Origin of the sequence: Vibrio sp. D3, assembly GCF_043995865.1 — a bacterium.
Taxonomy (GTDB): Bacteria; Pseudomonadota; Gammaproteobacteria; order Enterobacterales; family Vibrionaceae; genus Vibrio; species Vibrio diabolicus.
This window is the reverse complement of the sequence record NZ_CP171887.1, coordinates 3,183,585-3,206,835: the sequence shown is the minus strand read 5'-3', so window position 1 is coordinate 3,206,835 and position 23,251 is coordinate 3,183,585. Positions and strand designations below refer to the sequence as shown.

Annotated in this window: 18 protein-coding genes, 6 tRNA genes, 3 rRNA genes and 1 riboswitch; of the genes, 23 read left to right on the top strand and 4 right to left on the bottom strand. The window is 47.2% G+C overall.

Features of this window, described 5'->3' with window-relative positions; genetic code table 11:
* Positions 1-480: a DUF494 family protein gene (locus ACHFJ9_RS22900; RefSeq protein ID WP_005379074.1), complete on the top strand. Its 480-nt coding sequence runs from the start codon at positions 1-3 to the stop codon at positions 478-480.
* Positions 481-558: 78 nt separating this feature from the next.
* Positions 559-1,128: a type I DNA topoisomerase gene (locus tag ACHFJ9_RS22895; RefSeq protein ID WP_104971082.1), complete on the top strand. Its 570-nt coding sequence runs from the start codon at positions 559-561 to the stop codon at positions 1,126-1,128.
* Between the two features lie 69 nt (positions 1,129-1,197).
* Here the strand turns inward: ACHFJ9_RS22895 and ACHFJ9_RS22890 are convergent, their stop codons facing one another.
* Together ACHFJ9_RS22890 and purE are read right to left on the bottom strand one after the other, a co-directional pair.
* Positions 1,198-2,325: a 5-(carboxyamino)imidazole ribonucleotide synthase gene (locus ACHFJ9_RS22890; protein WP_395356403.1), complete on the bottom strand. Its 1,128-nt coding sequence runs from the start codon at positions 2,323-2,325 to the stop codon at positions 1,198-1,200.
* A gap of 4 nt (positions 2,326-2,329) precedes the next feature.
* Positions 2,330-2,815, bottom strand: a complete 486-nt coding sequence (purE, locus tag ACHFJ9_RS22885) for a 5-(carboxyamino)imidazole ribonucleotide mutase (RefSeq protein ID WP_046874601.1) — start codon at positions 2,813-2,815, stop codon at positions 2,330-2,332.
* 199 nt (positions 2,816-3,014) lie between these two features.
* Here purE and ACHFJ9_RS22880 point away from each other — a divergent pair, with 199 nt between their 5' ends.
* The 4 genes from ACHFJ9_RS22880 (at position 3,015) to ACHFJ9_RS22865 (ending at position 5,740) form a co-directional block, all read left to right on the top strand.
* Complete coding sequence (locus ACHFJ9_RS22880; RefSeq protein WP_395356401.1) at positions 3,015-3,572, top strand: L-threonylcarbamoyladenylate synthase; 558 nt, start codon at positions 3,015-3,017, stop codon at positions 3,570-3,572.
* A gap of 48 nt (positions 3,573-3,620) precedes the next feature.
* Positions 3,621-4,538: an oxygen-dependent coproporphyrinogen oxidase gene (hemF, locus tag ACHFJ9_RS22875; RefSeq protein WP_395356399.1), complete on the top strand. Its 918-nt coding sequence runs from the start codon at positions 3,621-3,623 to the stop codon at positions 4,536-4,538.
* Positions 4,539-4,639: 101 nt separating this feature from the next.
* Positions 4,640-5,473, top strand: coding sequence for a shikimate dehydrogenase (gene aroE, locus ACHFJ9_RS22870; protein WP_395356397.1), 834 nt, complete (start codon positions 4,640-4,642; stop codon positions 5,471-5,473).
* A 3-nt stretch (positions 5,474-5,476) separates the two neighbouring features.
* Positions 5,477-5,740: a DUF1488 domain-containing protein gene (locus ACHFJ9_RS22865; RefSeq protein WP_395356395.1), complete on the top strand. Its 264-nt coding sequence runs from the start codon at positions 5,477-5,479 to the stop codon at positions 5,738-5,740.
* A gap of 7 nt (positions 5,741-5,747) precedes the next feature.
* Here the strand turns inward: ACHFJ9_RS22865 and ACHFJ9_RS22860 are convergent, their stop codons facing one another.
* Complete coding sequence (locus ACHFJ9_RS22860; RefSeq protein WP_395356393.1) at positions 5,748-6,296, bottom strand: gamma carbonic anhydrase family protein; 549 nt, start codon at positions 6,294-6,296, stop codon at positions 5,748-5,750.
* Positions 6,297-6,792: 496 nt separating this feature from the next.
* Between ACHFJ9_RS22860 and ACHFJ9_RS22855 the strand changes: the two genes are divergently transcribed.
* The 17 genes from ACHFJ9_RS22855 to thiH all read left to right on the top strand — a co-directional run bounded on the left by ACHFJ9_RS22855 (position 6,793) and on the right by thiH (position 21,199).
* Positions 6,793-8,345 (top strand): 16S ribosomal RNA (locus ACHFJ9_RS22855).
* Positions 8,346-8,435: 90 nt separating this feature from the next.
* Positions 8,436-8,511 (top strand) — tRNA-Glu (locus ACHFJ9_RS22850).
* Between the two features lie 2 nt (positions 8,512-8,513).
* Positions 8,514-8,589 (top strand) — tRNA-Lys (locus tag ACHFJ9_RS22845).
* 32 nt (positions 8,590-8,621) lie between these two features.
* Positions 8,622-8,697 (top strand) — tRNA-Ala (locus ACHFJ9_RS22840).
* Positions 8,698-8,711: 14 nt separating this feature from the next.
* A tRNA-Val gene (locus tag ACHFJ9_RS22835) sits at positions 8,712-8,787 on the top strand.
* A gap of 263 nt (positions 8,788-9,050) precedes the next feature.
* Positions 9,051-11,940 (top strand): 23S ribosomal RNA (locus ACHFJ9_RS22830).
* Between the two features lie 93 nt (positions 11,941-12,033).
* Positions 12,034-12,150, top strand: a 5S ribosomal RNA gene (rrf, locus tag ACHFJ9_RS22825).
* Together the 16S, 23S and 5S rRNA genes with 6 tRNA genes alongside form the textbook arrangement of a ribosomal RNA operon.
* Before the next feature lie 46 nt (positions 12,151-12,196).
* Positions 12,197-12,273 (top strand) — tRNA-Asp (locus tag ACHFJ9_RS22820).
* 61 nt (positions 12,274-12,334) lie between these two features.
* Positions 12,335-12,411 (top strand) — tRNA-Trp (locus ACHFJ9_RS22815).
* A gap of 248 nt (positions 12,412-12,659) precedes the next feature.
* Positions 12,660-14,039, top strand: a complete 1,380-nt coding sequence (locus ACHFJ9_RS22810; RefSeq protein ID WP_145533218.1) for a multicopper oxidase family protein — start codon at positions 12,660-12,662, stop codon at positions 14,037-14,039.
* A gap of 124 nt (positions 14,040-14,163) precedes the next feature.
* Complete coding sequence (gene crcB, locus ACHFJ9_RS22805; RefSeq protein ID WP_005397071.1) at positions 14,164-14,547, top strand: fluoride efflux transporter CrcB; 384 nt, start codon at positions 14,164-14,166, stop codon at positions 14,545-14,547.
* Between the two features lie 60 nt (positions 14,548-14,607).
* Positions 14,608-14,706: riboswitch (TPP riboswitch) on the top strand.
* 164 nt (positions 14,707-14,870) lie between these two features.
* On the top strand, positions 14,871-16,811 hold the full coding sequence (gene thiC, locus ACHFJ9_RS22800) for a phosphomethylpyrimidine synthase ThiC (RefSeq protein ID WP_005397069.1): 1,941 nt from the start codon (positions 14,871-14,873) through the stop codon (positions 16,809-16,811).
* Positions 16,811-18,226: a thiamine phosphate synthase gene (locus tag ACHFJ9_RS22795; protein WP_395356390.1), complete on the top strand. Its 1,416-nt coding sequence runs from the start codon at positions 16,811-16,813 to the stop codon at positions 18,224-18,226. Before thiC ends, ACHFJ9_RS22795 begins: the two co-directional genes overlap by 1 nt.
* Positions 18,213-18,986, top strand: a complete 774-nt coding sequence (locus ACHFJ9_RS22790) for a HesA/MoeB/ThiF family protein (protein WP_395356388.1) — start codon at positions 18,213-18,215, stop codon at positions 18,984-18,986. Before ACHFJ9_RS22795 ends, ACHFJ9_RS22790 begins: the two co-directional genes overlap by 14 nt.
* 38 nt (positions 18,987-19,024) lie before the next feature.
* Positions 19,025-19,279, top strand: coding sequence for a sulfur carrier protein ThiS (gene thiS / locus ACHFJ9_RS22785; protein WP_395356386.1), 255 nt, complete (start codon positions 19,025-19,027; stop codon positions 19,277-19,279).
* A gap of 5 nt (positions 19,280-19,284) precedes the next feature.
* Positions 19,285-20,052 carry a thiazole synthase gene (locus ACHFJ9_RS22780; RefSeq protein ID WP_395356384.1) on the top strand — a complete coding sequence of 256 codons (768 nt, stop codon included), beginning with the start codon at positions 19,285-19,287 and terminating at the stop codon, positions 20,050-20,052.
* A 34-nt stretch (positions 20,053-20,086) separates the two neighbouring features.
* Positions 20,087-21,199 (top strand): 2-iminoacetate synthase ThiH, encoded by a 1,113-nt coding sequence (gene thiH, locus ACHFJ9_RS22775; protein WP_395356382.1) that lies wholly within the window; start codon positions 20,087-20,089, stop codon positions 21,197-21,199.
* 100 nt (positions 21,200-21,299) lie between these two features.
* On the opposite strand, the gene ACHFJ9_RS22770 is transcribed toward thiH, so the two are convergent.
* Positions 21,300-23,090: an aminopeptidase P family protein gene (locus tag ACHFJ9_RS22770; protein WP_395356380.1), complete on the bottom strand. Its 1,791-nt coding sequence runs from the start codon at positions 23,088-23,090 to the stop codon at positions 21,300-21,302.
* Positions 23,091-23,251: the final 161 nt, after the last annotated feature.

The following is a 23,251-nucleotide window of genomic DNA, read 5'->3' as shown; positions in this document are numbered from 1 at the left end:
ATGATGATGGATATACTGATGTATCTATTCGAAACCTACATCCATAGCGATGCAGAGTTACAGGTCGAACAAGACGAGTTGGAAGAAGAGCTGCTCCGTGCAGGCTTCCAACAAAAAGATATCTACAAAGCCCTTGTCTGGTTAGAAGAGCTTGCCGCATTGCAGCAAAGTGACACCTCTTCTGCAATCTCGACTTGCATGGCTTCGTCATCAACTCGTATCTACACAGCGAAAGAGATGCAGCGTTTAGATTTGGAATGCCGAGGGTTTTTATTGTTTCTTGAGCAAATCAATGTGTTAACCACAGAAACTCGCGAAATGGTGATTGACCGAGTGATGGGTCTAGAAACGAGCGAGTTTGAGCTTGAAGACCTCAAATGGATCATTTTGATGGTGCTGTTTAATGTGCCTGGTAATGAAAACGCTTATACGCTAATGGAAGAGCTGTTGTACACCAAGGAACAAGGGATTCTTCACTAACCCAATCTAGGCAAGTTCGAGTTTAGCTAGCAAGAACGCGAGCTTGTCTTTTGGTGTGTTTTTCACGAAACGGTAAGTATGAGTAGTAAAATCGACAACACCCTTTTCTCTGCCCATGAACACGCATTGGAACACGAGCCGTGTCCTAAATGTGGCAGTGAATTGATCCTCAAACATGGCAAACACGGTCCCTTTCTTGGCTGTAGCCACTACCCAAGCTGTGATTACATCAAAGCCCTGCATAACAATGATGGCCACATTGTCAAAGAGCTTGGCGTTCCTTGTCCAGATTGTGGTAACGAGTTGGTATTACGCCAAGGGCGTTATGGCATGTTTGTTGGTTGCAGTAACTATCCGGCTTGTCATCATATTGAGTCGATTAATCAACCTGAGCCAGAAAAGCAGCCGCAAGAGCAACACGCGTGTCCTGAATGTGGTAAAGGTCATTTAGTTGAGCGTAAGACGCGCTTTGGTAAAGCTTTCTACGCATGTGATAACTACCCTAAATGCAAATTTGCAGTGAATCTCCCTCCGGTAAAGGGGAGGTGCGAAGAATGTGGTTTTACTCTGTTGGTGGAGAAGAAACTCGCCAGTGGTGTGAAATTGCAATGTGCCAACCGTAAGTGCCAGCACACTCAGCAAGGGTAAATACATCAAAGGAATTAAAAAGGGTCGCATCGTGCGACCCTTTGTGGTTTTTGGGGCTAGATTTTAGCGTTATGCTTGTTTCGCAAACTCGTGCACGGCTGGGAATGCCATTGGATCTAAGGCATCCGCGAGAGCGCACAACCTACGGTGCAATTCTCCTGGGTAGTCACCACATACGTTGATGTGACCCATTTTTCGCCCTTCACGCTTCTCTTTGCCGTACCAATGGATGTGACAACCATCCATGGCGAGAAGCGCTTCTGGCAACGTATCTTCACCAAGAATATTCACCATCGAGGTTTCGCGAATCAGTTTGGTGCTGCCTAACGGCAAGCCGCATACGGCGCGCAGATGGTTTTCAAACTGACACGTTTCTGCACCTTGCTGTGTCCAGTGACCAGAGTTGTGCACGCGTGGGGCAATCTCATTCACTAACAGTGTGCCATCGACATCAAAGAACTCTAATGCCAGTACGCCAACATAATTCAGGTTGTCAGCTACAGCGGTGAACATCTGCTTGGCTTGCGCTTGAAGTTCTGGCGCATCAATTGCGGTGGATAAGCTCAGTACGCCATTGATGTGAACGTTTTCTGCTAGAGGGTACACTTCAACGCAGCCATCTTTGCTTCGAGCACCAACTAGTGATACTTCGCGGTTAAAAGGAACAAACTCTTCAGCAACAATCGCTTGAGTTGGTGTTGCCGCGATGCACTCTGCCATCTCAGTCCAAATTTCGTCGACTTGAGAAGCTTCTTTTAAGCGCCATTGACCTTTACCATCGTAACCTCCTAATGCACTTTTCAGAACCATTGGCATACCAACGTGTTCAATTGCGCGCTCAAAGTCTTCACGAGTTTCAATCACGTAGTATTTCGCGTTGCGCACGCCAGCATCATCAAGCAGTGCTTTTTCAATACGGCGATCACCACCTGCTTTGATGGCTTGCGTACTTGGTAGGAACTTGCCGCTCGCTTCGCAAACCTTGAGCACGTCATGTGGAATATGCTCGAACTCGGCAGTAATCACATCAACTTGCGTAATCGCATTTTCCAAGCCATGGCCAAGTACCTGTTGAGTTAAAGGATGAACGACATCACCGCTGCTGACATCGTAAGCTGAAATTTGAATATTCAATGGCGCACCAGCCAGAGACATCATACGAGCCAACTGACCCGCACCAAGAACCAGTACATGCATCTGATTAATCCTCTGCAGGGTTTGGATTTGCGAGAACTGTTTCCGTTTGCTCATTACGGAATGCTTCTACCTTCGCCATGATGTTTTCATCATGAGTGCCTAGGATTTGCGCTGCTAGGATACCGGCGTTTGCTGCGCCCGCTTCGCCAATCGCTAACGTACCGACGGCAATGCCTTTTGGCATTTGTACAATAGATAGCAGAGAGTCCATGCCTTTTAGTGCGCGAGACTGAACTGGAACACCGAGTACAGGTATGCTAGTAAATGCAGCTGCCATACCTGGTAGGTGAGCCGCACCGCCTGCACCAGCGATGATCACTTTGATACCACGTTCTTTCGCGCTGCTGGCGTAGTCCGCCAGTAATTGAGGAGTTCGGTGTGCTGACACGACTTTTGTTTCGTAAGGTACGCCAAATTGGTCTAGCATGTCCGCTGCTAGTTTCATGGTTGGCCAATCGGATTTAGAACCCATGATGATACCGACTTTCATCTCAAACTCCTTCAAGCTGCAAAATTAGGTGAGCTGATAAATTTGTGCGCATTATACGGGGATTTTTATCTCAAGCAAACGTTTGCGTCTTGTTGTTGACGCTATTGATACATTTTATAAAAAAATTGCTTTAGTGTCTGAGAATGAATATTTGTACACTTAGTGAAAATAATACAGTCAGACAATCAGGAAGTAATCGGTGGATAACTTTGAACAAGTGCTCAACGCACTACAACAAGGCGAAGTGATTGCCTATCCAACAGAAGGGGTTTTTGGTGTCGGATGCGATCCAGATAACCCAGAAGCAATTCAAAAACTGCTGGAGCTCAAGCAGCGCCCGGTGGAAAAAGGGCTGATTCTGATCGCTGCAAGTTATGAGCAGCTCTTGCCGTATATTGATGAATCTCAACTGACTCGAGAACAATTAGCGACCGTTCATGCAACTTGGCCAGGTCCATACACTTGGATCATGCCTGCGAGCAATAAAGTCTCCAACTGGGTTTCAGGGCAGTTTGATTCAATTGCAGTTCGTGTGACTGATCATCCTTTGGTGCAAAAGATGTGTAATGCATTCGGAAAGCCGTTAACCTCTACCAGCGCGAATCTTTCCGGCTTGCCGCCGTGTATGACGACGGAAGAAGTCGAGCAGCAGCTGGGTGATAAGCTGGTGGCGATTCTTCGTGGTGAAACCAGCGGTCGTGATAAGCCAAGTGAAATTCGTGACGCCAAAACCTCGCAAATATTAAGACAGGGCTAATCCTGCTTACCAGCCTTCAAATAGGTACCAGATAATAGGTAATAACGTATGTCAGCAATCGATAAGCATGCCGTAAAGCAGTTCCTGATATCGCTTCAGGATTCCATTTGCCAGCAGTTAGAACAAGAAGATGGAAAGGCCGTCTTTGTCGAAGATGCATGGCATCGTGAGCCGGGCGAGCGTCTTGGTGGTGGTGGTCGTTCACGTGTTCTACGTGATGGCGACGTGTTTGAGCAAGGTGGAGTGAACTTCTCTCATGTAGAAGGTAAAGAAATGCCAGCGTCAGCAACAGCACATCGTCCTGAATTGGCGGGGCGCCGTTTTGAAGCGATGGGAGTGTCTTTGGTTATTCACCCTAAAAACCCGTATGTGCCGACGTCACATGCCAATGTGCGCTTCTTTATCGCAGAAAAAGACGGAGAAGATCCGATCTGGTGGTTTGGTGGTGGTTTCGACCTGACTCCTTTCTATCCTTTCGAAGAAGATTGTCAGTCATGGCACGATACAGCTAAGGCAATCTGTGCCCCATTTGGTGAAGAAGTATATGCTGAACACAAAGCGTGGTGTGATAAGTACTTCTTCTTGCCACATCGAAATGAAACTCGTGGTGTTGGTGGTTTGTTCTTTGATGATTTGAATCACTGGGAGTTTGATAAGTGTTTTGATTACATCAAAGCGGTGGGTGAAGGCTATTGCCAAGCTTATTTGCCGATCGTGTCTCGTCGTAAAGACATCGAATATGGCGAGCGCGAACGTGAATTCCAACTTTACCGTCGTGGTCGTTATGTTGAGTTCAACTTAGTGTACGACCGTGGCACTTTATTCGGTTTACAAAGTGGTGGGCGTACCGAGTCGATTCTGATGTCGATGCCGCCGTTAGCGCGATGGGAGTACCGCTACGAACCAGAAGCAGGAACGCCTGAAGCCGAACTTTACGATCGATACCTGAAACCACGCGAATGGTAAGCACGGAATCTCCTTTTCTATATAGATAGATAGTGATAGGGTCATCTGTAATCAGATGGCCCTGTTTTCTCTATATCTAGGTAAGGAATAAAGGTAAGGAAATGACCCTGCAAATCGATCGTTACGCCGTGTTTGGTAACCCTATCGGGCACAGCAAGTCGCCATTTATCCATACACTCTTTGCTCGCCAAACTAATCAGTCCCTAACATACACCGCAGAATGTGCGCCTGTGGGTGGATTTATCGAGGCGGCGAAAGCATTTTTTGCTGACGGCGGCAAAGGCTGTAACGTGACCTTGCCTTTTAAAGAAGATGCCTATCAATTTGCCAGCCGTTTGACCGAGCGTGCTCAGCTTGCTGGAGCAGTGAATACACTTAAGAAGCTTGATGATGGTGAAATCATTGGTGATAACACTGATGGTGCAGGCTTAGTGCAGGACTTGTTGCAACATCAAGTCGTTTTAGAAGGCGCACGCATCCTTATCATAGGTGCTGGTGGTGCCGCTCGAGGAGTGATTAAACCATTGCTCGATCAAAAACCAACATCTCTAACGATAACTAATCGTACATTTTCCAAAGCCGAAGAATTGGCAGAATTGTTTTCTGAATATGGCCCTGTTACAGCAAAAGAGATGAATACCATTGCTGAAGAGTACGACGTCGTAATCAACTCCACGTCTGCATCATTGAGTGGTGAGTTACCTGCAATCTCTTCTTCGGTATTCGCCACCAATAGTACAAGCTACGACATGATGTATGGCAAAGGTGATACCACATTTAACCAATGGGCTAAGCAACACGGTGCGGCACATGCTTATGATGGTTTAGGTATGTTAGTTGGCCAAGCTGCTGAGAGTTTTATGTTATGGCGCGGTCTTCGTCCTGGAGCTAAACAGATTTTGCGTGAATTAAGAAAGAACCTTGAAGGTCAATAAGCGATGAATCAATCCATCTTATTCCCAGACATGCAATCATGGGATGAAGTATCACAATCAGTAAACTTTGCGGCGCAACAATCTGGTGCGCTAATAGAATGCTTTGTGACGAAACAAAAGTTAGAAAAGTTATCTGGCTCAGAGTTAGATACGGAGCAGGCCGTGATCTCTGCTTTTATTGACTACCGATTTGATCTGGAAGAAATAGCAGAAGAGTTATTAGAAGATGAAGCCTTCAATGAAGAAGGCCATATCATCATTGGTTAACAGACCTTTAGTTCAAGTCTTCTACTTTATGTAAGTAGTCGTTTTTGTTTTGAACATAGTTATTGGCAGACTTTTGCAAAAAAGCTCGTTCTGTCTCTGATAGAGGGCGAGCTTGTTTCACTGGACTACCGACATAAAGATAACCGCTTTCTAATCTCTTTCCTGGCGGTACTAAACTGCCCGCTCCAATCATCACCTCTGATTCAATAACGACAGCATCTAAAACAATCGCCCCCATACCAACCAATACACGATCGTGTATCTCACAACCGTGCAGCATCACTTTGTGGCCAATCGTAACGTCATTGCCAATAATAAGTGGATAGCCGTTTGGGTTTTCAGAGTTCTTATGGGTGACATGCAAAACACTGCCATCTTGAATATTAGTTCGATCACCAATGTGAATGTGGTTCACATCGCCTCGTGCCGCTACTAATGGCCAAATGCTAGAATCGTCCCCAATACGGATATCTCCGACTAACACTGAGGTTGAGTCAACGTAAACACGCTCACCAAGTTGAGGCTTTATACCTTTGTAGCTTCTAATTGAGCTCATCTTTTCTCCTTATTAGGGGCGAGTACAGGGGACATGAAGGTAGAATAGTAGTGAAAACTCGCCTTTTAGAATAAAAAACACCCAAACGATAAAAAAATCAAAAAAAACGAGAAAAAGGGCTTGCCAATGTGATCGCAATCTCTATAATGCCACCTCGCTGACACGGCAACGCTTCGAAAGAAACGAAGTCGAGGTTAGTAAGCCAAATTAGCCAAGCTGAAATGCTTGAAGAAAGTTTGAAAAAAGTGATTGACACTAAACTTTAACTCGCTAAAATGGCCGTCCTGTTTTGAGCAAAGCTCAACAGGAAAAGCTCTTTAACAATATAGACCTATCAATCTGTGTGGGCACTCGTTGATGATAATCCAAATAGTTTCTTCGGAAACAATTTAGGTTTCAATGAAACGAAGTGACCATTGAATCTTCGGATTCAGCACAGTCAATTCAAACATTACTTTATGTAATGTTCAGTATTCATTGAGCCGAACAAAATCTTAAATTGAAGAGTTTGATCATGGCTCAGATTGAACGCTGGCGGCAGGCCTAACACATGCAAGTCGAGCGGAAACGAGTTATCTGAACCTTCGGGGGACGATAACGGCGTCGAGCGGCGGACGGGTGAGTAATGCCTAGGAAATTGCCCTGATGTGGGGGATAACCATTGGAAACGATGGCTAATACCGCATGATGCCTACGGGCCAAAGAGGGGGACCTTCGGGCCTCTCGCGTCAGGATATGCCTAGGTGGGATTAGCTAGTTGGTGAGGTAAGGGCTCACCAAGGCAACGATCCCTAGCTGGTCTGAGAGGATGATCAGCCACACTGGAACTGAGACACGGTCCAGACTCCTACGGGAGGCAGCAGTGGGGAATATTGCACAATGGGCGCAAGCCTGATGCAGCCATGCCGCGTGTATGAAGAAGGCCTTCGGGTTGTAAAGTACTTTCAGCAGTGAGGAAGACGGAGTCGTTAATAGCGGCCTCGTTTGACGTTAGCTGCAGAAGAAGCACCGGCTAACTCCGTGCCAGCAGCCGCGGTAATACGGAGGGTGCGAGCGTTAATCGGAATTACTGGGCGTAAAGCGCATGCAGGTGGTTTGTTAAGTCAGATGTGAAAGCCCGGGGCTCAACCTCGGAATAGCATTTGAAACTGGCAGACTAGAGTACTGTAGAGGGGGGTAGAATTTCAGGTGTAGCGGTGAAATGCGTAGAGATCTGAAGGAATACCGGTGGCGAAGGCGGCCCCCTGGACAGATACTGACACTCAGATGCGAAAGCGTGGGGAGCAAACAGGATTAGATACCCTGGTAGTCCACGCCGTAAACGATGTCTACTTGGAGGTTGTGGCCTTGAGCCGTGGCTTTCGGAGCTAACGCGTTAAGTAGACCGCCTGGGGAGTACGGTCGCAAGATTAAAACTCAAATGAATTGACGGGGGCCCGCACAAGCGGTGGAGCATGTGGTTTAATTCGATGCAACGCGAAGAACCTTACCTACTCTTGACATCCAGAGAACTTTCCAGAGATGGATTGGTGCCTTCGGGAACTCTGAGACAGGTGCTGCATGGCTGTCGTCAGCTCGTGTTGTGAAATGTTGGGTTAAGTCCCGCAACGAGCGCAACCCTTATCCTTGTTTGCCAGCGAGTAATGTCGGGAACTCCAGGGAGACTGCCGGTGATAAACCGGAGGAAGGTGGGGACGACGTCAAGTCATCATGGCCCTTACGAGTAGGGCTACACACGTGCTACAATGGCGCATACAGAGGGCGGCCAACTTGCGAGAGTGAGCGAATCCCAAAAAGTGCGTCGTAGTCCGGATTGGAGTCTGCAACTCGACTCCATGAAGTCGGAATCGCTAGTAATCGTGGATCAGAATGCCACGGTGAATACGTTCCCGGGCCTTGTACACACCGCCCGTCACACCATGGGAGTGGGCTGCAAAAGAAGTAGGTAGTTTAACCTTCGGGGGGACGCTTACCACTTTGTGGTTCATGACTGGGGTGAAGTCGTAACAAGGTAGCGCTAGGGGAACCTGGCGCTGGATCACCTCCTTAAACGATGATTATTGCTATGAGTGTTCACACAGATTGATACGGTTTATGAAGTTTAAGAGATAGAACATCCCCCAAGATGTTCAACTTAGTGTCCCGTTCGTCTAGAGGCCTAGGACACCGCCCTTTCACGGCGGTAACAGGGGTTCGACTCCCCTACGGGATACCATTGGGTCGTTAGCTCAGTTGGTAGAGCAGTTGACTTTTAATCAATTGGTCGCAGGTTCGAATCCTGCACGACCCACCATTCCTTCCGTTAGGAATTAAAACTCAAAATATGGGGCTATAGCTCAGCTGGGAGAGCGCCTGCCTTGCACGCAGGAGGTCTGCGGTTCGATCCCGCATAGCTCCACCATATTTTGAAACAATGGGCGATTAGCTCAGTTGGGAGAGCACCTGCCTTACAAGCAGGGGGTCACTGGTTCGAGCCCGGTATCGCCCACCATCTTTAAGCGCATTCAATGAGTGCTTTTAAAAATGGTTTTCATCAGAAAATCTAGCTCTTTAACAATTTGGAAAGCTGACAAAACAACAATTTATTGTTGTTTGTAAAGTTCTCAAAGTATTCCTTATGGAATACAACTAAAAACACATTCAAGTGTTCTTGGAATTTGAGTCCGGCAAAATCGATATGTCTCTCGCTCATTCAAATAATGAGAGACAACTTTGGTGACTTGTTCATCAACTCGAAACTCCTTCGGGTTGTATGGTTAAGTGACTAAGCGTACACGGTGGATGCCTTGGCAGTCAGAGGCGATGAAGGACGTATTAACTTGCGATAAGCCCAGATTAGGTAGTAAAAACCACTTGAGTCTGGGATTTCCGAATGGGGAAACCCACTTACATAAGTAAGTATCGTTATGTGAATACATAGCATAACGAGGCGAACCGGGGGAACTGAAACATCTAAGTACCCCGAGGAAAAGAAATCAACCGAGATTCCGAAAGTAGCGGCGAGCGAAATTGGACTAGCCCTTAAGCTTTATAGGCGTCAGGTGAACAAGCTGGAAAGCTTGGCGATACAGGGTGATAGCCCCGTAACTGACGACGCATATTCAGTGAAATCGAGTAGGGCGGGACACGTGATATCCTGTCTGAATATGGGGGGACCATCCTCCAAGGCTAAATACTACTGACTGACCGATAGTGAACCAGTACCGTGAGGGAAAGGCGAAAAGAACCCCTGTGAGGGGAGTGAAATAGAACCTGAAACCGTGTACGTACAAGCAGTAGGAGCAGGCTTTGTCCTGTGACTGCGTACCTTTTGTATAATGGGTCAGCGACTTATATTCAGTGGCAAGGTTAACCATCTAGGGGAGCCGTAGGGAAACCGAGTCTTAACTGGGCGTTCAGTCTCTGGATATAGACCCGAAACCAGGTGATCTAGCCATGGGCAGGTTGAAGGTTGAGTAACATCAACTGGAGGACCGAACCGACTAATGTTGAAAAATTAGCGGATGACTTGTGGCTAGGGGTGAAAGGCCAATCAAACCTGGAGATAGCTGGTTCTCCCCGAAAGCTATTTAGGTAGCGCCTCGGACGAATACTACTGGGGGTAGAGCACTGTTAAGGCTAGGGGGTCATCCCGACTTACCAACCCTTTGCAAACTCCGAATACCAGTAAGTACTATCCGGGAGACACACGGCGGGTGCTAACGTCCGTCGTGGAGAGGGAAACAACCCAGACCGCCAGCTAAGGTCCCAAATTACTACTAAGTGGGAAACGATGTGGGAAGGCTCAGACAGCCAGGATGTTGGCTTAGAAGCAGCCATCATTTAAAGAAAGCGTAATAGCTCACTGGTCGAGTCGGCCTGCGCGGAAGATGTAACGGGGCTAAGTAGTAAACCGAAGCTGCGGCAATACTCTTTGAGTATTGGGTAGGGGAGCGTTCTGTAAGCGGTTGAAGGTGTGTGGTAACGCATGCTGGACGTATCAGAAGTGCGAATGCTGACATGAGTAACGATAAAGGGGGTGAAAAACCTCCTCGCCGGAAGACCAAGGGTTCCTGTCCAACGTTAATCGGGGCAGGGTAAGTCGACCCCTAAGGCGAGGCCGAAAGGCGTAGTCGATGGGAAACGGGTTAATATTCCCGTACTTCTTACAATTGCGATGGGGGGACGGAGAAGGCTAGGTGGGCCTGGCGACGGTTGTCCAGGTTCAAGTGCGTAGGCTTGAGAGTTAGGTAAATCCGGCTCTCTTTAAGGCTGAGACACGACGTCGAGCACCTACGGGTGTGAAGTCATTGATGCCATGCTTCCAGGAAAAGCCTCTAAGCTTCAGATTGTAAGGAATCGTACCCCAAACCGACACAGGTGGTCGGGTAGAGAATACCAAGGCGCTTGAGAGAACTCGGGTGAAGGAACTAGGCAAAATGGTACCGTAACTTCGGGAGAAGGTACGCTCTCGACGGTGAAGTCCCTCGCGGATGGAGCTATTGAGAGTCGCAGATACCAGGTGGCTGCAACTGTTTATTAAAAACACAGCACTGTGCAAAATCGCAAGATGACGTATACGGTGTGACGCCTGCCCGGTGCCGGAAGGTTAATTGATGGGGTTAGACTTCGGTCGAAGCTCTTGATCGAAGCCCCGGTAAACGGCGGCCGTAACTATAACGGTCCTAAGGTAGCGAAATTCCTTGTCGGGTAAGTTCCGACCTGCACGAATGGCGTAATGATGGCCACGCTGTCTCCACCCGAGACTCAGTGAAATTGAAATCGCTGTGAAGATGCAGTGTACCCGCGGCTAGACGGAAAGACCCCGTGAACCTTTACTACAGCTTGGCACTGAACATTGACCCTACATGTGTAGGATAGGTGGGAGGCTTTGAAGCGCAGTCGCTAGATTGCGTGGAGCCGTCCTTGAAATACCACCCTTGTAGTGTTGATGTTCTAACGTCGACCCCTCATCGGGGTTGCGGACAGTGCCTGGTGGGTAGTTTGACTGGGGCGGTCTCCTCCCAAAGCGTAACGGAGGAGCACGAAGGTGGGCTAATCACGGTTGGACATCGTGAGGTTAGTGCAATGGCATAAGCCCGCTTGACTGCGAGAATGACAATTCGAGCAGGTGCGAAAGCAGGTCATAGTGATCCGGTGGTTCTGAATGGAAGGGCCATCGCTCAACGGATAAAAGGTACTCCGGGGATAACAGGCTGATACCGCCCAAGAGTTCATATCGACGGCGGTGTTTGGCACCTCGATGTCGGCTCATCACATCCTGGGGCTGAAGTCGGTCCCAAGGGTATGGCTGTTCGCCATTTAAAGTGGTACGCGAGCTGGGTTTAGAACGTCGTGAGACAGTTCGGTCCCTATCTGCCGTGGGCGTTGGAGAATTGAAAGGGGCTGCTCCTAGTACGAGAGGACCGGAGTGGACGAACCTCTGGTGTTCGGGTTGTGTCGCCAGACGCATTGCCCGGTAGCTAAGTTCGGGATCGATAACCGCTGAAAGCATCTAAGCGGGAAGCGAGCCTTGAGATGAGTTCTCCCTGATACTTTAAGTATCCTAAAGGGTTGTCGTAGACTACGACGTTGATAGGCAGGGTGTGTAAGCGTTGTGAGGCGTTGAGCTAACCTGTACTAATTGCCCGTGAGGCTTAACCATACAACACCCAAGGGGTTTTGATGGACTCAATGAAAGAACATTGAATGTGTAAGAACGAGAATTAAGAAACAGCTTTCCGAATTAAAGAATTTGCTTGGCGACCATAGCGTTTTGGACCCACCTGATTTCCATGCCGAACTCAGAAGTGAAACGAAATAGCGCCGATGGTAGTGTGGGGCTTCCCCATGTGAGAGTAGGACATCGCCAGGCTTTAAATTTTGGACACTTGCTGATTACAAGCGAGTGATACCACTGCGGAGTGGTAGTTCAGTTGGTTAGAATACCGGCCTGTCACGCCGGGGGTCGCGGGTTCGAGTCCCGTCCACTCCGCCACTTAATATCGACAACCTCGCCCATGCGAGGTTTTGTCAAATCTAGAATATAAGAATTCTAAAGGGGTGTAGCTCCAATTGGCAGAGCAGCGGATTCCAAATCCGCGTGTTGGGAGTTCGAATCTCTCCACCCCTGCCATATATCAAGGCTCTGACTTAGGTCAGAGCCTTTTTTGTATCTGCTTGCCACTATGCATGTGTCCTCTCATCCCACCTATATGACTTTTTGCTGCCTGCTGCTCTTTGTAAGTATTTATTAGCTACTCGAACTCACCAACCTATTAGACTAGTCGCTATAACCAAGTGCTCCGAAATGTTAGTAATAATTGAGAATCATTATTTATATTTAGTTACACTCAACCGATCTGGATTAATGGGTAACTATGTATGGATATATCTCGTCGACGCTTCCTTCAATCATCCTTAGCAATCTCCGCGCTTACCGTTCTTCCTGCATGTTCTCTATCTCGGAGTACTAATAAGGGGCAACATATATACGATATCACTGCAGAGCCTTCTACTGCAGAATTGGTCCCAGGGTTTAACACAGACGTACTCGCGTTTAATGGTTCGATTCCAGCGCCTACGATTCGCTGTCGCCAAGGTGAGAAAGTTATTATCCGATTTACCAACAAGCTTTCAGAGCCAACTACAATTCACTGGCATGGCCTGCGAATCCCCATTGAAATGGATGGTGTACCTTTCTTAAGTCAGCCGCCTATCATGCCGGGTGAAACATTCGTTTATGAATTTACACCGCCAGATGCAGGTACGTTTTGGTATCACCCACACATGAACAGCGTTAAGCAGCTTGGTATGGGGTTGGTTGGGCTAATAATTGTTGAAGAGGCTGAGCCTGTTCAGTTTGATGAAGAGCATGAAGTCGTCCTCAAGCATTGGCATTTAGACAAGCAAGGACAGTGGAAGAATCTAATGGTGCCGCGCTTGAGTGCACGTATGGGAACGCCAGGAGAGTGGAGTAGCGTCAATGGTATTCATGAGCCTGTTTATACACTGAAGCAGAACGCGACTACGCGATTAAGAATTGCTAATGTCGATAACACCATTACCTATCCGATCGCGATTGAAGGCACAGAGGCTTGGGTTATTGCTATCGATGGCAATCCAGTTAAAACGCCTTATAGGCTCACTCAACACAAAATTGGTCCGGGAATGAGATTGGATATCGGATTGATTGCTCCGAAGGCTGGAGAGCGTGTTTATGTGCGTCAAATGAAAGGGCGCTTCCCATTCTCTTTGTGTGAGTTTGAAGTTGTTGAGTCTGACCTGCCAAGCAACAAGAAACTGCCTTTATTGCCTCTCAACCCTGTGCCTGATCTTGATTTGGAAAATGCGGAGCAAATCGATTATGTGTTTGAATGGGAGGGGGCGATCACTCCTGCCGATAAATCGGGCAAAGCGATACCTAAATTCTGGCTGATGAACAAACGAGCTTGGGAGGGAATGAGTAAAGATAATATCCCAGCACCACTTTCAAAATTGGAACTTGGAAAAACCTATATCTTCAATTTGAAGAACGTTACTCAATATCATCATCCTATTCATCTTCATGGGCATACATTTACTGTTCTTGAGTTAGATGGCAAGAAACTTGACGAACCGTTCCATACCGATACGGTTTTACTTGGAAAAAATGGCAGTGCCAAAGCTGCCTTTGTTGCTAACAACCCTGGACGTTGGATGTATCACTGCCATGTTATTGAGCATATGAAAACCGGTTTGATGGGGTATATTGAAGTAAAGTGACTCCTGTAACTTTTTTAATCTCAGCGTGTTTTAAATGCAATACGTTGTCGAATTCTAAAATTTCACCATCAATATCGCTTTAGTTTTGGTTACAATATCGTCATCAATAGTGTTGGGGGGAATTATGGGGCAGTTTTCCATTCTTGGTTTTATTGCGCTAGGTGGTGCTTTTGGTGCGTGTTCTCGTTACTTGATATCTGAACTGTGTGTCATTTTATTGGGGCGTGGTTTTCCATACGGTACGTTAACCGTTAATGTGGTTGGTTCATTTATAATGGGCTTGTTGATTGCTGCGTTCGACAATGAACTGTTGGCAACAGAACCTTGGCGACAAGTGATTGGTTTGGGGTTTTTAGGGGCACTGACGACGTTTTCCACCTTTTCTATGGATAATGTTCTACTTATGCAGCAAGGTGCATTTTTTAAGATGGGGTTAAATATTTTATTAAATGTGGTGCTGAGTATCTCTGCTGCGTGGATCGGTTTCCAATTATTGATGCGCAGCTAGCAAAGTAGTTAAAAATTAAACAGGTCGGCTTGGTTTAACCAGGCCGTTTTTATATACTGATATCACTTGTCGGAGTGCCATAAGGCTGAGACCGTTAATTCGGGATCCGTTGAACCTGATCAGATTAGAATCTGCGAAGGGAACAAGAGAAGATATTTATACCGGAGTTCTTTCTGGTTGACCTATCAAATAGTCGAATGTTGTTATAGGCAAATTACTTAAGCTTTATTTAGCCTTAATTTGACTCCTCTTGTCGCATCTATCCGCCAAGCATTTTTATCCAATTACTTTTTATCTAGTATAACAAAGCAAGGAAAAATGCTATGTCGAGTCGCAAACAAGCGAGACTGGAAGCAAAACAGTTTATTGAAACACTCTCGGTACAGCCGTACCCAAATTCCACAAAAGTATATGTAGAAGGTTCTCGTCCAGATGTTCGTGTACCTATGCGTGAAATAGCGCTAGCAGATAGTCTGATTGGTGGTACAAAAGAAGCGCCTATTTTCGAGCCGAATGAAGCCGTCCGAGTCTACGATACGTCAGGTGTTTATACTGATCCGAACTACGATATTGACCTTTATAGCGGCTTACCAAAGCTAAGAGAAAGCTGGATTGAAGAGCGTGGTGACACAGAGTTACTCGATGAAGTAAGCTCGGTGTACACCAAAGAACGCTTAGAAGACGAAACACTAGACGATCTTCGTTACGGTAATCTACCACGTATTCGACGTGCCAAAGATGGGCAATGCGTCACTCAACTGCACTATGCTCGCAAAGGTATTATCACCCCAGAAATGGAATTCATCGCGCTGCGTGAAAACATGGGTCGTGCCAAGTACCGTGATGATGTGCTGAATCAACAGCATCCTGGTCAAAGCTTTGGAGCTAATCTTCCAAAAGACATTACCGCCGAGTTTGTGCGTAAAGAAGTCGCCGAAGGTCGCGCGATTATCCCTTCCAATATCAACCACCCAGAATCCGAACCAATGATCATTGGACGTAACTTTTTGGTCAAAGTGAACGCCAATATCGGTAACTCATCGGTGACGTCTTCGATTGAGGAAGAAGTTGAGAAGCTCGTTTGGGCGACACGCTGGGGTGGGGATACCGTTATGGATCTCTCTACTGGACGTAACATCCACGAAACTCGCGAGTGGATTCTGCGTAACAGCCCGGTTCCGATAGGTACTGTACCTATGTATCAAGCGCTTGAGAAAGTGAATGGAGTTGCCGAAAACCTTAACTGGGAAGTGATGCGCGATACTCTGATTGAGCAAGCAGAGCAGGGCGTTGATTACTTCACTATCCATGCCGGTTTACTACTTCGCTATGTGCCAATGACTGCAAAGCGTGTTACTGGCATCGTCTCTCGTGGTGGTTCTATCATCGCGAAATGGTGTTTAGCGCATCACCAAGAAAGCTTCTTATACACCCACTTCCGAGAGATCTGTGAAATCTGTGCCAAGTATGATGTGGCACTTTCTCTCGGTGATGGTCTGCGCCCTGGTTCGGTTGCCGATGCTAATGACGAAGCGCAATTTGCGGAGCTTCGTACTCTTGGTGAGTTGACTAAGGTTGCGTGGGAATACGACGTACAGGTGATTATCGAAGGTCCTGGCCATGTTCCAATGCACATGATCAAAGAGAACATGGAAGAGCAGCTAGAGCACTGCCATGAAGCTCCGTTCTACACGCTTGGTCCACTGACGACAGACGTCGCTCCTGGTTACGACCATATTACGTCAGGAATTGGCGCTGCCATGATTGGCTGGTATGGCTGTGCGATGCTTTGTTACGTAACACCTAAAGAGCATCTTGGCTTACCAAACAAAGAAGACGTGAAGGTAGGCATGATCACTTACAAGCTTGCTGCTCACGCTGCTGATTTGGCGAAAGGGCATCCAGGCGCACAAGTTCGTGATAACGCGCTTTCTAAAGCTCGCTTCGAGTTCCGCTGGGAAGACCAATTCAACTTGTCACTCGACCCAGAAACCGCTCGCGCTTTCCATGATGAAACCTTGCCTCAAGAGTCGGGAAAAGTTGCTCACTTCTGTTCGATGTGCGGACCAAAGTTCTGCTCGATGAAGATTTCGCAAGAGGTTCGAGAATACGCGAAAGACACTGAGCAAGTTGCTGCGGACCAAGCTATCTCGATCAAAATGCTTGATGATCCTCTTGAGGGGATGCGTCAGAAATCGCAAGAATTTAGAGAGTCAGGTTCTGAGTTATACCACCCAGCAGCACATGCCGAGGTAAGTGACTAATGAGCAAAATCCTTATTCCGTCATCATTGATTGAACTAACAGGTTTAGTTCAACAATGTTTGTTGTTGGCGAAAGAACAGGGTTTTAGCATCGAAGACATTGAGTTGGGTGTGAGCCTAACTCAATCTATTCAGCTTGTTCGCGACCAACAGACCAAACGTATAACGACAGATCTTATTGATGGTTATGACTCTGAGCATGAGAGTTCATTTGTGCTCTATTACCGCTCTGCCTTATCGGTAGAAGCGTGCGCTAAGCAACCGTCGAAAGCGATTCATATTGGCATTGCTGATACGCAGGTATCCGATGAAAAGGAGAAAGTGCTTCAGCTTGATATCTGGCGTCACCCGATTAACAACGAAGTGAGAGCGCTTTCCGTTAAGTCCAAATTCAACGCAATGTTCGATCCCGAACGTCACCTTGCTTGGATTGTAACGCTGACAGTACTCGATTTTCCTATCGAAGATGCGTTAACACTTGCTCGAGGAATGCTAACTCAACAAGCGAATGTTTCACGTGAAACACTGTTGAATGACAACCTTAACGAGGGAAGAGCTACTCAGTGGGCTGACCAATTTGATGATTTCCCCACACCTGTACTGGAGGATAACCGACTAGGTATTCAAGTTGGTTGGTCTGCACAAGGCGAGAGCGTTAGCTTTCCAACTCTAACTAAGCGAAGTCTAGGGCTCTATCCAGTCGTTGATGATGTTGCTTGGATTGAGCGTTTACTGCTACTAGGCATCAACACTATTCAGCTCCGAATCAAGAACCCACAACAAGCCGATTTAGAACAACAGATCATTCGAGCAATTGAGCTAGGTCGTCAGTATCAAGCACAAGTGTTCATCAATGACTATTGGCAGTTGGCAATCAAGCATGGCGCTTATGGCGTTCACCTAGGACAAGAAGACATAGAAGAATCGAATTTGGCTCAGCTAACTAAAGCCGGCATTCGTCTTGGTCTTTCTACTCATGGTTATTATGAGCTACTGCGCATCGTACAAATTCATCCTAGCTACATCGCGCTAGGGCATATCTTCCCAACCACCACAAAACAGATGCCATCGAAACCACAAGGTTTGGTGCGCTTGGCACTGTATCAAAAGTTGATTGATAGCATTCCTTACGGAAACACAGAGCTGGCTTTCCGTCCTTCAAAAGACAAAGCAGTAAGTGAATATGTGTTCGGTTTTCCGACGGTCGCAATTGGTGGCATTGACCAATCTAATGCTGACCAAGTTTGGCAAACGGGTGTTTCTAGTTTGGCGGTTGTGCGTGCTATTACGTTGGCAGAATCACCTCAGTCCGTTATCAAGTTTTTTGCACAACTGATGAAGGAAAGACAACTAACGTTTACTGAGCAGAATAGTGAATTGGCGTATACCAAGAGAGGCGAGCATGCTCACGGATAAGCAGTACCTTCGCTATCAACGCCAAGTCGCTCTGCCTGAAATTGCCGAAGTTGGGCAAGAGCGTTTGAGCAAATCGCATGTGCTGATCATCGGTTGTGGTGGATTAGGGAGCGCAGCGAGTTTGTACTTGGCGTCAGCGGGCGTTGGTAAATTGGTTGTGGTTGATGATGATGAAGTTGATAGCAGTAACCTACAGCGTCAGATCATTTATCGTGAGCAAGACCTACAAGTTGCGAAAACAGAAGCAACTGTAAAACAGCTCACTGACCTTAATTCTATGGTTCAAGTTCGTGCTCTCAATAAGCGATTGGACAAAGCACAGTTGCAGCTTGAGGTGATGCTAGCGGATGTGGTGTTGGACTGCACCGATAACATGCCAACGCGCCAGCTAATTAACCAAGTTTGTTTCGAACAAAATACGCCGCTCATCTCGGCGGCAGCTATTGGTTGGCAAGGGCAATTCGCTGTCTTTGATTACCAAACACCAAATGAACAAGAAGCGCAGAATAAAGCGTGTTACCGCTGTTTGTATCCGTTTGACGAATTACCGCAAACGCAAAAGTGCAGTGAGAGCGGTGTCGTCGGTCCGGTGGTGGGCACACTTGGCAACTACCAAGCGATAGCGGCAATTCAAAGACTGGCGACGGGAAAGTTCCATGTCGAGACTGCCAAGCTGCACCTATTTGATGGATTGAAACTGCAATGGCAAAGCATGGCGATAAGCAAAGACAAACAGTGCCAAGTGTGTGCTCAGACTTAGCTTACGAGTAATGGGCAGAATCAAGAGAATTGGAAGCAATGATGTTATCAGAACAACAAACAACACAAATGACCGCGGCTGACTTAGATGTGATCACTATTGTCATCAATGACCAGTCGCATCAAGTTGCCAGTGAGTCGAATCTACAGCAAATCATTAGTCAATTTGCGCTGCCTGAAATGGGCTGTGTTTTTGCAATTAATAACAATGTTGTGCCGCGCAGTGAATGGGATAGCACAGTTCTTTCACAGGGAGATAGCATCTCTTTGTTTCAAGCGATCGCAGGGGGGTAAAGTCGATGCTTAAAATTGGTGATAAACAATTCGAATCAAGACTGTTCACAGGAACAGGAAAGTTTGCCAGCAGCCGATTAATGGCAGAAGCGATTCACGTTTCGGGATCTCAACTTGCGACCATGGCGTTGAAGCGTGTGGATGTGAACGACCAACAAGACGATATTTTGCTGCCGTTAATACAAGCGGGTGTGAACTTATTGCCGAACACCTCGGGTGCAAAGAATGCTAAAGATGCTGTGTTTGCGGCACAACTGGCGCGAGAAGCGTTGGGTACTAATTGGCTAAAACTGGAAATTCATCCTGACCCGAAGTACTTGATGCCCGATCCAATTGAGACGCTTTCGGCCGCTGAACAACTGGTTTGTGAAGGCTTTATTGTCCTTCCTTACTGTCATGCTGACCCAGTTCTGTGTAAACGATTGGAAGAAGTAGGCTGTGCTGCGGTCATGCCATTAGGTGCGCCGATCGGTTCCAACAAAGGGATAGTTTCTCACGATTTCCTAGAGATCATCATCGACCAAGCTAATGTTCCTGTCGTTGTCGATGCGGGTATTGGTGCTCCTTCACATGCCGCGCGTGCGATGGAAATGGGCGCGGATGCCGTGCTCGTCAATACCGCGATTGCAGCTTCAAGCGATCCTGTTGCGATGGCTAAGGCATTTAAGTTGGCGGTAGAGTCGGGGCGTATGGCTTATGAAGCCGGACTGGCTGGTAAGGTTTCTCATGCGGTTGCGTCGAGTCCATTGACGTCATTCCTAGATAAGCTTTAGTCCTAGATTAGTTTAGCTATTAAGCGAGGAAAACATGAGCTTCGTTGAACAATTTAAGCAGCTTAATTGGGATGATATTTCGATGTCGATCTACGCGAAAACGGCACAAGATGTCGAGCGAGCATTGAATAAACCCAAGCGTGATTTGGAAGACTTTAAAGCGCTAATCTCACCCGCAGCTGAAGCGTACTTAGAACAAATGGCGCAGTTGTCATACTCAGCAACTCGTAAGCGTTTTGGTAATACCATGTCGCTTTACATTCCATTATACCTTTCTAACTTGTGTGCCAATGCTTGTACTTATTGCGGCTTCTCAATGGAGAACAGAATTAAGCGTCGCATCTTGAATAGGGACGAAGTGGCTGCAGAAGTCAAAGCCATTAAACGCATGAAGTTCGATAGCGTATTGCTGGTGACTGGTGAACACGAAACCAAAGTGGGCATGAAATACTTTCGCGAAATGGTGCCGATGATTAAGCAACGCTTTAATTATTTGGCGATGGAAGTGCAGCCGCTAGATCAAGACGAATACGCAGAGCTCAAGACATTGGGTTTGGATGCGGTGATGGTTTATCAAGAAACGTATCATCCTTCGACTTATGCTGAGCACCATTTACGTGGCAATAAGATGGATTTCGAATACCGATTGGATACACCCGACCGCCTCGCAAAAGCGGGCATTGATAAGATCGGTATTGGCGCTTTGATAGGATTGGAAGAGTGGCGTACAGATTGTTTTTATGTGGCAGCGCACTTGGACTATCTTGAGCGCACGTATTGGCAGACTCGTTACTCAATTTCTTTCCCACGTTTGCGTCCTTGTGAGGGCGCGCTCCAACCCAAATCAGTAATGACGGATAAGCAGCTTGTTCAGTTGATTTGCGCTTATCGTTTGTTGAATCCAGAAGTGGAGTTGTCATTATCGACTCGTGAGTCACCGAAGTTTAGAGACAACGCATTAGCTTTAGGTATTACCAGTATATCTGCAGCATCGAAAACTCAGCCGGGTGGTTATGCGATGGATGATGTTGAGCTCGAGCAGTTTGAGATCAGTGATGAGCGAAGTGCTGGCTCTGTGGAAGATATGATTCGAGACAAGGGCTTTGACCCTGTATGGCGAGATTGGCACTCAGCGTACTCTGGTTAAGCAACAAATAAAGCCACTGGTCATCGTTATGTTTCACGTGAAACATAGGCAAAGAAAAGAGGGTTGATGCAAAACATCAACCCTCTACTTTTTCTAACTTCTAACTGTGTGCTACAGGTAGCGTTGCCTGACGAAGCCACTCTTTAACATCACCTTCGACTAGCGGGCTGATCTCATCCCATACTTTCTGGTGGTAATCATTCAGCCAAGCAAGTTCTGGACGAGTTAGCATATCAACGTTGATGTTGCGTTTGTCTATTGGGCAGCGTGTTAGCGACTCAAATGACAGGACAGGGAAGTCACCGTTAGTCGGTGTTTCAACAACAAGCTCTAGGTTCTCAATACGGATACCAAACGCATCTGCACGGTAGTAACCTGGCTCGTTGGATAGCACCATACCTTCAGTTAGAGGCACGTCGATTTGCTTCTTCGAAATGCTCGCTGGACCTTCATGAACACTTAGGAAGTGACCAACACCGTGGCCAGTGCCGTGATCGTAATCGTAGCCTTCCGCCCATAGGTGCTGACGAGCTAGTGTATCGATTTGGTAACCACGTGTGCCTTTCGGGAAACGAGCTCGAGCAACGCCAATATGACCTTTCAGCGCCAACGTAAATTGCTTCTTCATTTCTGAAGAAGGTTGACCAATCGCGATAGTACGCGTGATGTCGGTAGTGCCATCGAGGTACTGACCGCCTGAGTCCACAAGGTAAAGCGTGTTCAGTTCTAACTTACCAGGTTCAGGTTGGTTCTCGTGATTGTAGTGACACATGGCCGCGTTGCCGCCCGCGGCTGAAATGGTATCGAAGCTGAGATCCATTAGCGTAGGGTCTTCGCTACGAAATGCTTCCAGTTTGTCTGCTAATGTCGCTTCGTCATGCAGGTTACCAGCAGCAACTTCCGCATCTAACCAAGATAGGAACTTGCTCATTGCCACGCCATCGCGGATATGACACGCCTTCATACCGGCAATTTCAACCGAGTTCTTCGCCGCTTTTGGCATCAGACATGGGTCTGCTGCTGCAATCACGGACGCACCAGAGTGTTGTAGTACTAGCTTAAACCAAGCGTTACTGATTGCAGGGTCAACCAATACCTTTTTACCTGTCATGGCTTCAAGGCGAGATTGAAGTGCTTCTGGGTGGTGAACGGTCACACCGGTGCCTACGTGAGCGTCAAAATCAGCAGGTAGACGAGCAGGATCGAGGAAGTATTCCACGCTTGAATCTGAGTGCAGAATCGCGTGAGAAAGCAGAACTGGTAGGCGTGATACATCTAAACCACGTACATTCAGCAGCCAACAAATAGAATCTAATGCTGTGATCACAGCGCTATCTGCACCCGTTTTTTTTACCAGTTGGGCGATCTCTTGACGCTTACTCTCACTTGATTGACCGACGGCTTCTGTTGGCATCAGGCGAACATCAGAGACAACAGGCGCTGGGCGGTCATGCCACAACTCATCAATTGGGTTATTGGTCAGAATATTTAGCTCAAGCTTTCCAGCCAGTTTAGCTTGTGCCATGTCTAGCCAAGCTGAGCTGTGCATACGAGGATCAATTGCGACAGATGCGTTCGTTGGCAGGTTGTCTAGAACCCAATCTAAAGCTGGTTCTTCAATAAGGTGACGATATTCAAATAGGTCACCAGGGACTTGTTTGGTGACTTGAACGGTATAGCGGCCATCAACAAACATAGCTGCCTTCTCTTTGGTGATGACGGCGGCACCAGCAGAGCCTGTAAAGCCTGTTAACCAATGTAAGCGCTCGTTGTGCGCTGGGACGTATTCGCCCAAGTACTCGTCTTCATGAGGGACAAGTAGGGCATCAATATTATGTTGTATAAGCCATTCGCGAATCGCATTCACGCGGCTGAGGGTTTCGTTGTGCATCTGTTTTATTCCTTCAAATTACCGCTCCTTCATGCTCAGGTGTGGGAGCTGTTTCCTTCTGCTTCATGCAGTTTATGATCAACGCAAGTTTGCAATGACTTAGGTTGAGTCGGAGTACAACTAGGCCATAGATGAGCCAAAAAGGACTACGACAGTTAAGC

Bases quoted from the DNA above. Each gene is read 5' to 3' on its own strand.
- ACHFJ9_RS22890 (WP_395356403.1), bottom strand. From the start codon at position 2,325: ATGCATGTACTGGTTCTTGGTGCGGGTCAGTTGGCTCGTATGATGTCT.
- ACHFJ9_RS22865 (WP_395356395.1), top strand. From the start codon at position 5,477: ATGAATCAATCCATCTTATTCCCAGACATGCAATCATGGGATGAAGTA.
- ACHFJ9_RS22790 (WP_395356388.1), top strand. From the start codon at position 18,213: ATGCTCACGGATAAGCAGTACCTTCGCTATCAACGCCAAGTCGCTCTG.
- ACHFJ9_RS22780 (WP_395356384.1), top strand. From the start codon at position 19,285: ATGCTTAAAATTGGTGATAAACAATTCGAATCAAGACTGTTCACAGGA.
- ACHFJ9_RS22770 (WP_395356380.1), bottom strand. From the start codon at position 23,090: ATGCACAACGAAACCCTCAGCCGCGTGAATGCGATTCGCGAATGGCTT.
- aroE (WP_395356397.1), top strand. From the start codon at position 4,640: ATGACCCTGCAAATCGATCGTTACGCCGTGTTTGGTAACCCTATCGGG.
- hemF (WP_395356399.1), top strand. From the start codon at position 3,621: ATGTCAGCAATCGATAAGCATGCCGTAAAGCAGTTCCTGATATCGCTT.
- thiS (WP_395356386.1), top strand. From the start codon at position 19,025: ATGATGTTATCAGAACAACAAACAACACAAATGACCGCGGCTGACTTA.
- ACHFJ9_RS22900 (WP_005379074.1), top strand. From the start codon at position 1: ATGATGATGGATATACTGATGTATCTATTCGAAACCTACATCCATAGC.
- thiC (WP_005397069.1), top strand. From the start codon at position 14,871: ATGTCGAGTCGCAAACAAGCGAGACTGGAAGCAAAACAGTTTATTGAA.
- ACHFJ9_RS22895 (WP_104971082.1), top strand. From the start codon at position 559: ATGAGTAGTAAAATCGACAACACCCTTTTCTCTGCCCATGAACACGCA.
- purE (WP_046874601.1), bottom strand. From the start codon at position 2,815: ATGAAAGTCGGTATCATCATGGGTTCTAAATCCGATTGGCCAACCATG.
- ACHFJ9_RS22795 (WP_395356390.1), top strand. From the start codon at position 16,811: ATGAGCAAAATCCTTATTCCGTCATCATTGATTGAACTAACAGGTTTA.
- ACHFJ9_RS22810 (WP_145533218.1), top strand. From the start codon at position 12,660: ATGGATATATCTCGTCGACGCTTCCTTCAATCATCCTTAGCAATCTCC.
- crcB (WP_005397071.1), top strand. From the start codon at position 14,164: ATGGGGCAGTTTTCCATTCTTGGTTTTATTGCGCTAGGTGGTGCTTTT.
- ACHFJ9_RS22860 (WP_395356393.1), bottom strand. From the start codon at position 6,296: ATGAGCTCAATTAGAAGCTACAAAGGTATAAAGCCTCAACTTGGTGAG.
- thiH (WP_395356382.1), top strand. From the start codon at position 20,087: ATGAGCTTCGTTGAACAATTTAAGCAGCTTAATTGGGATGATATTTCG.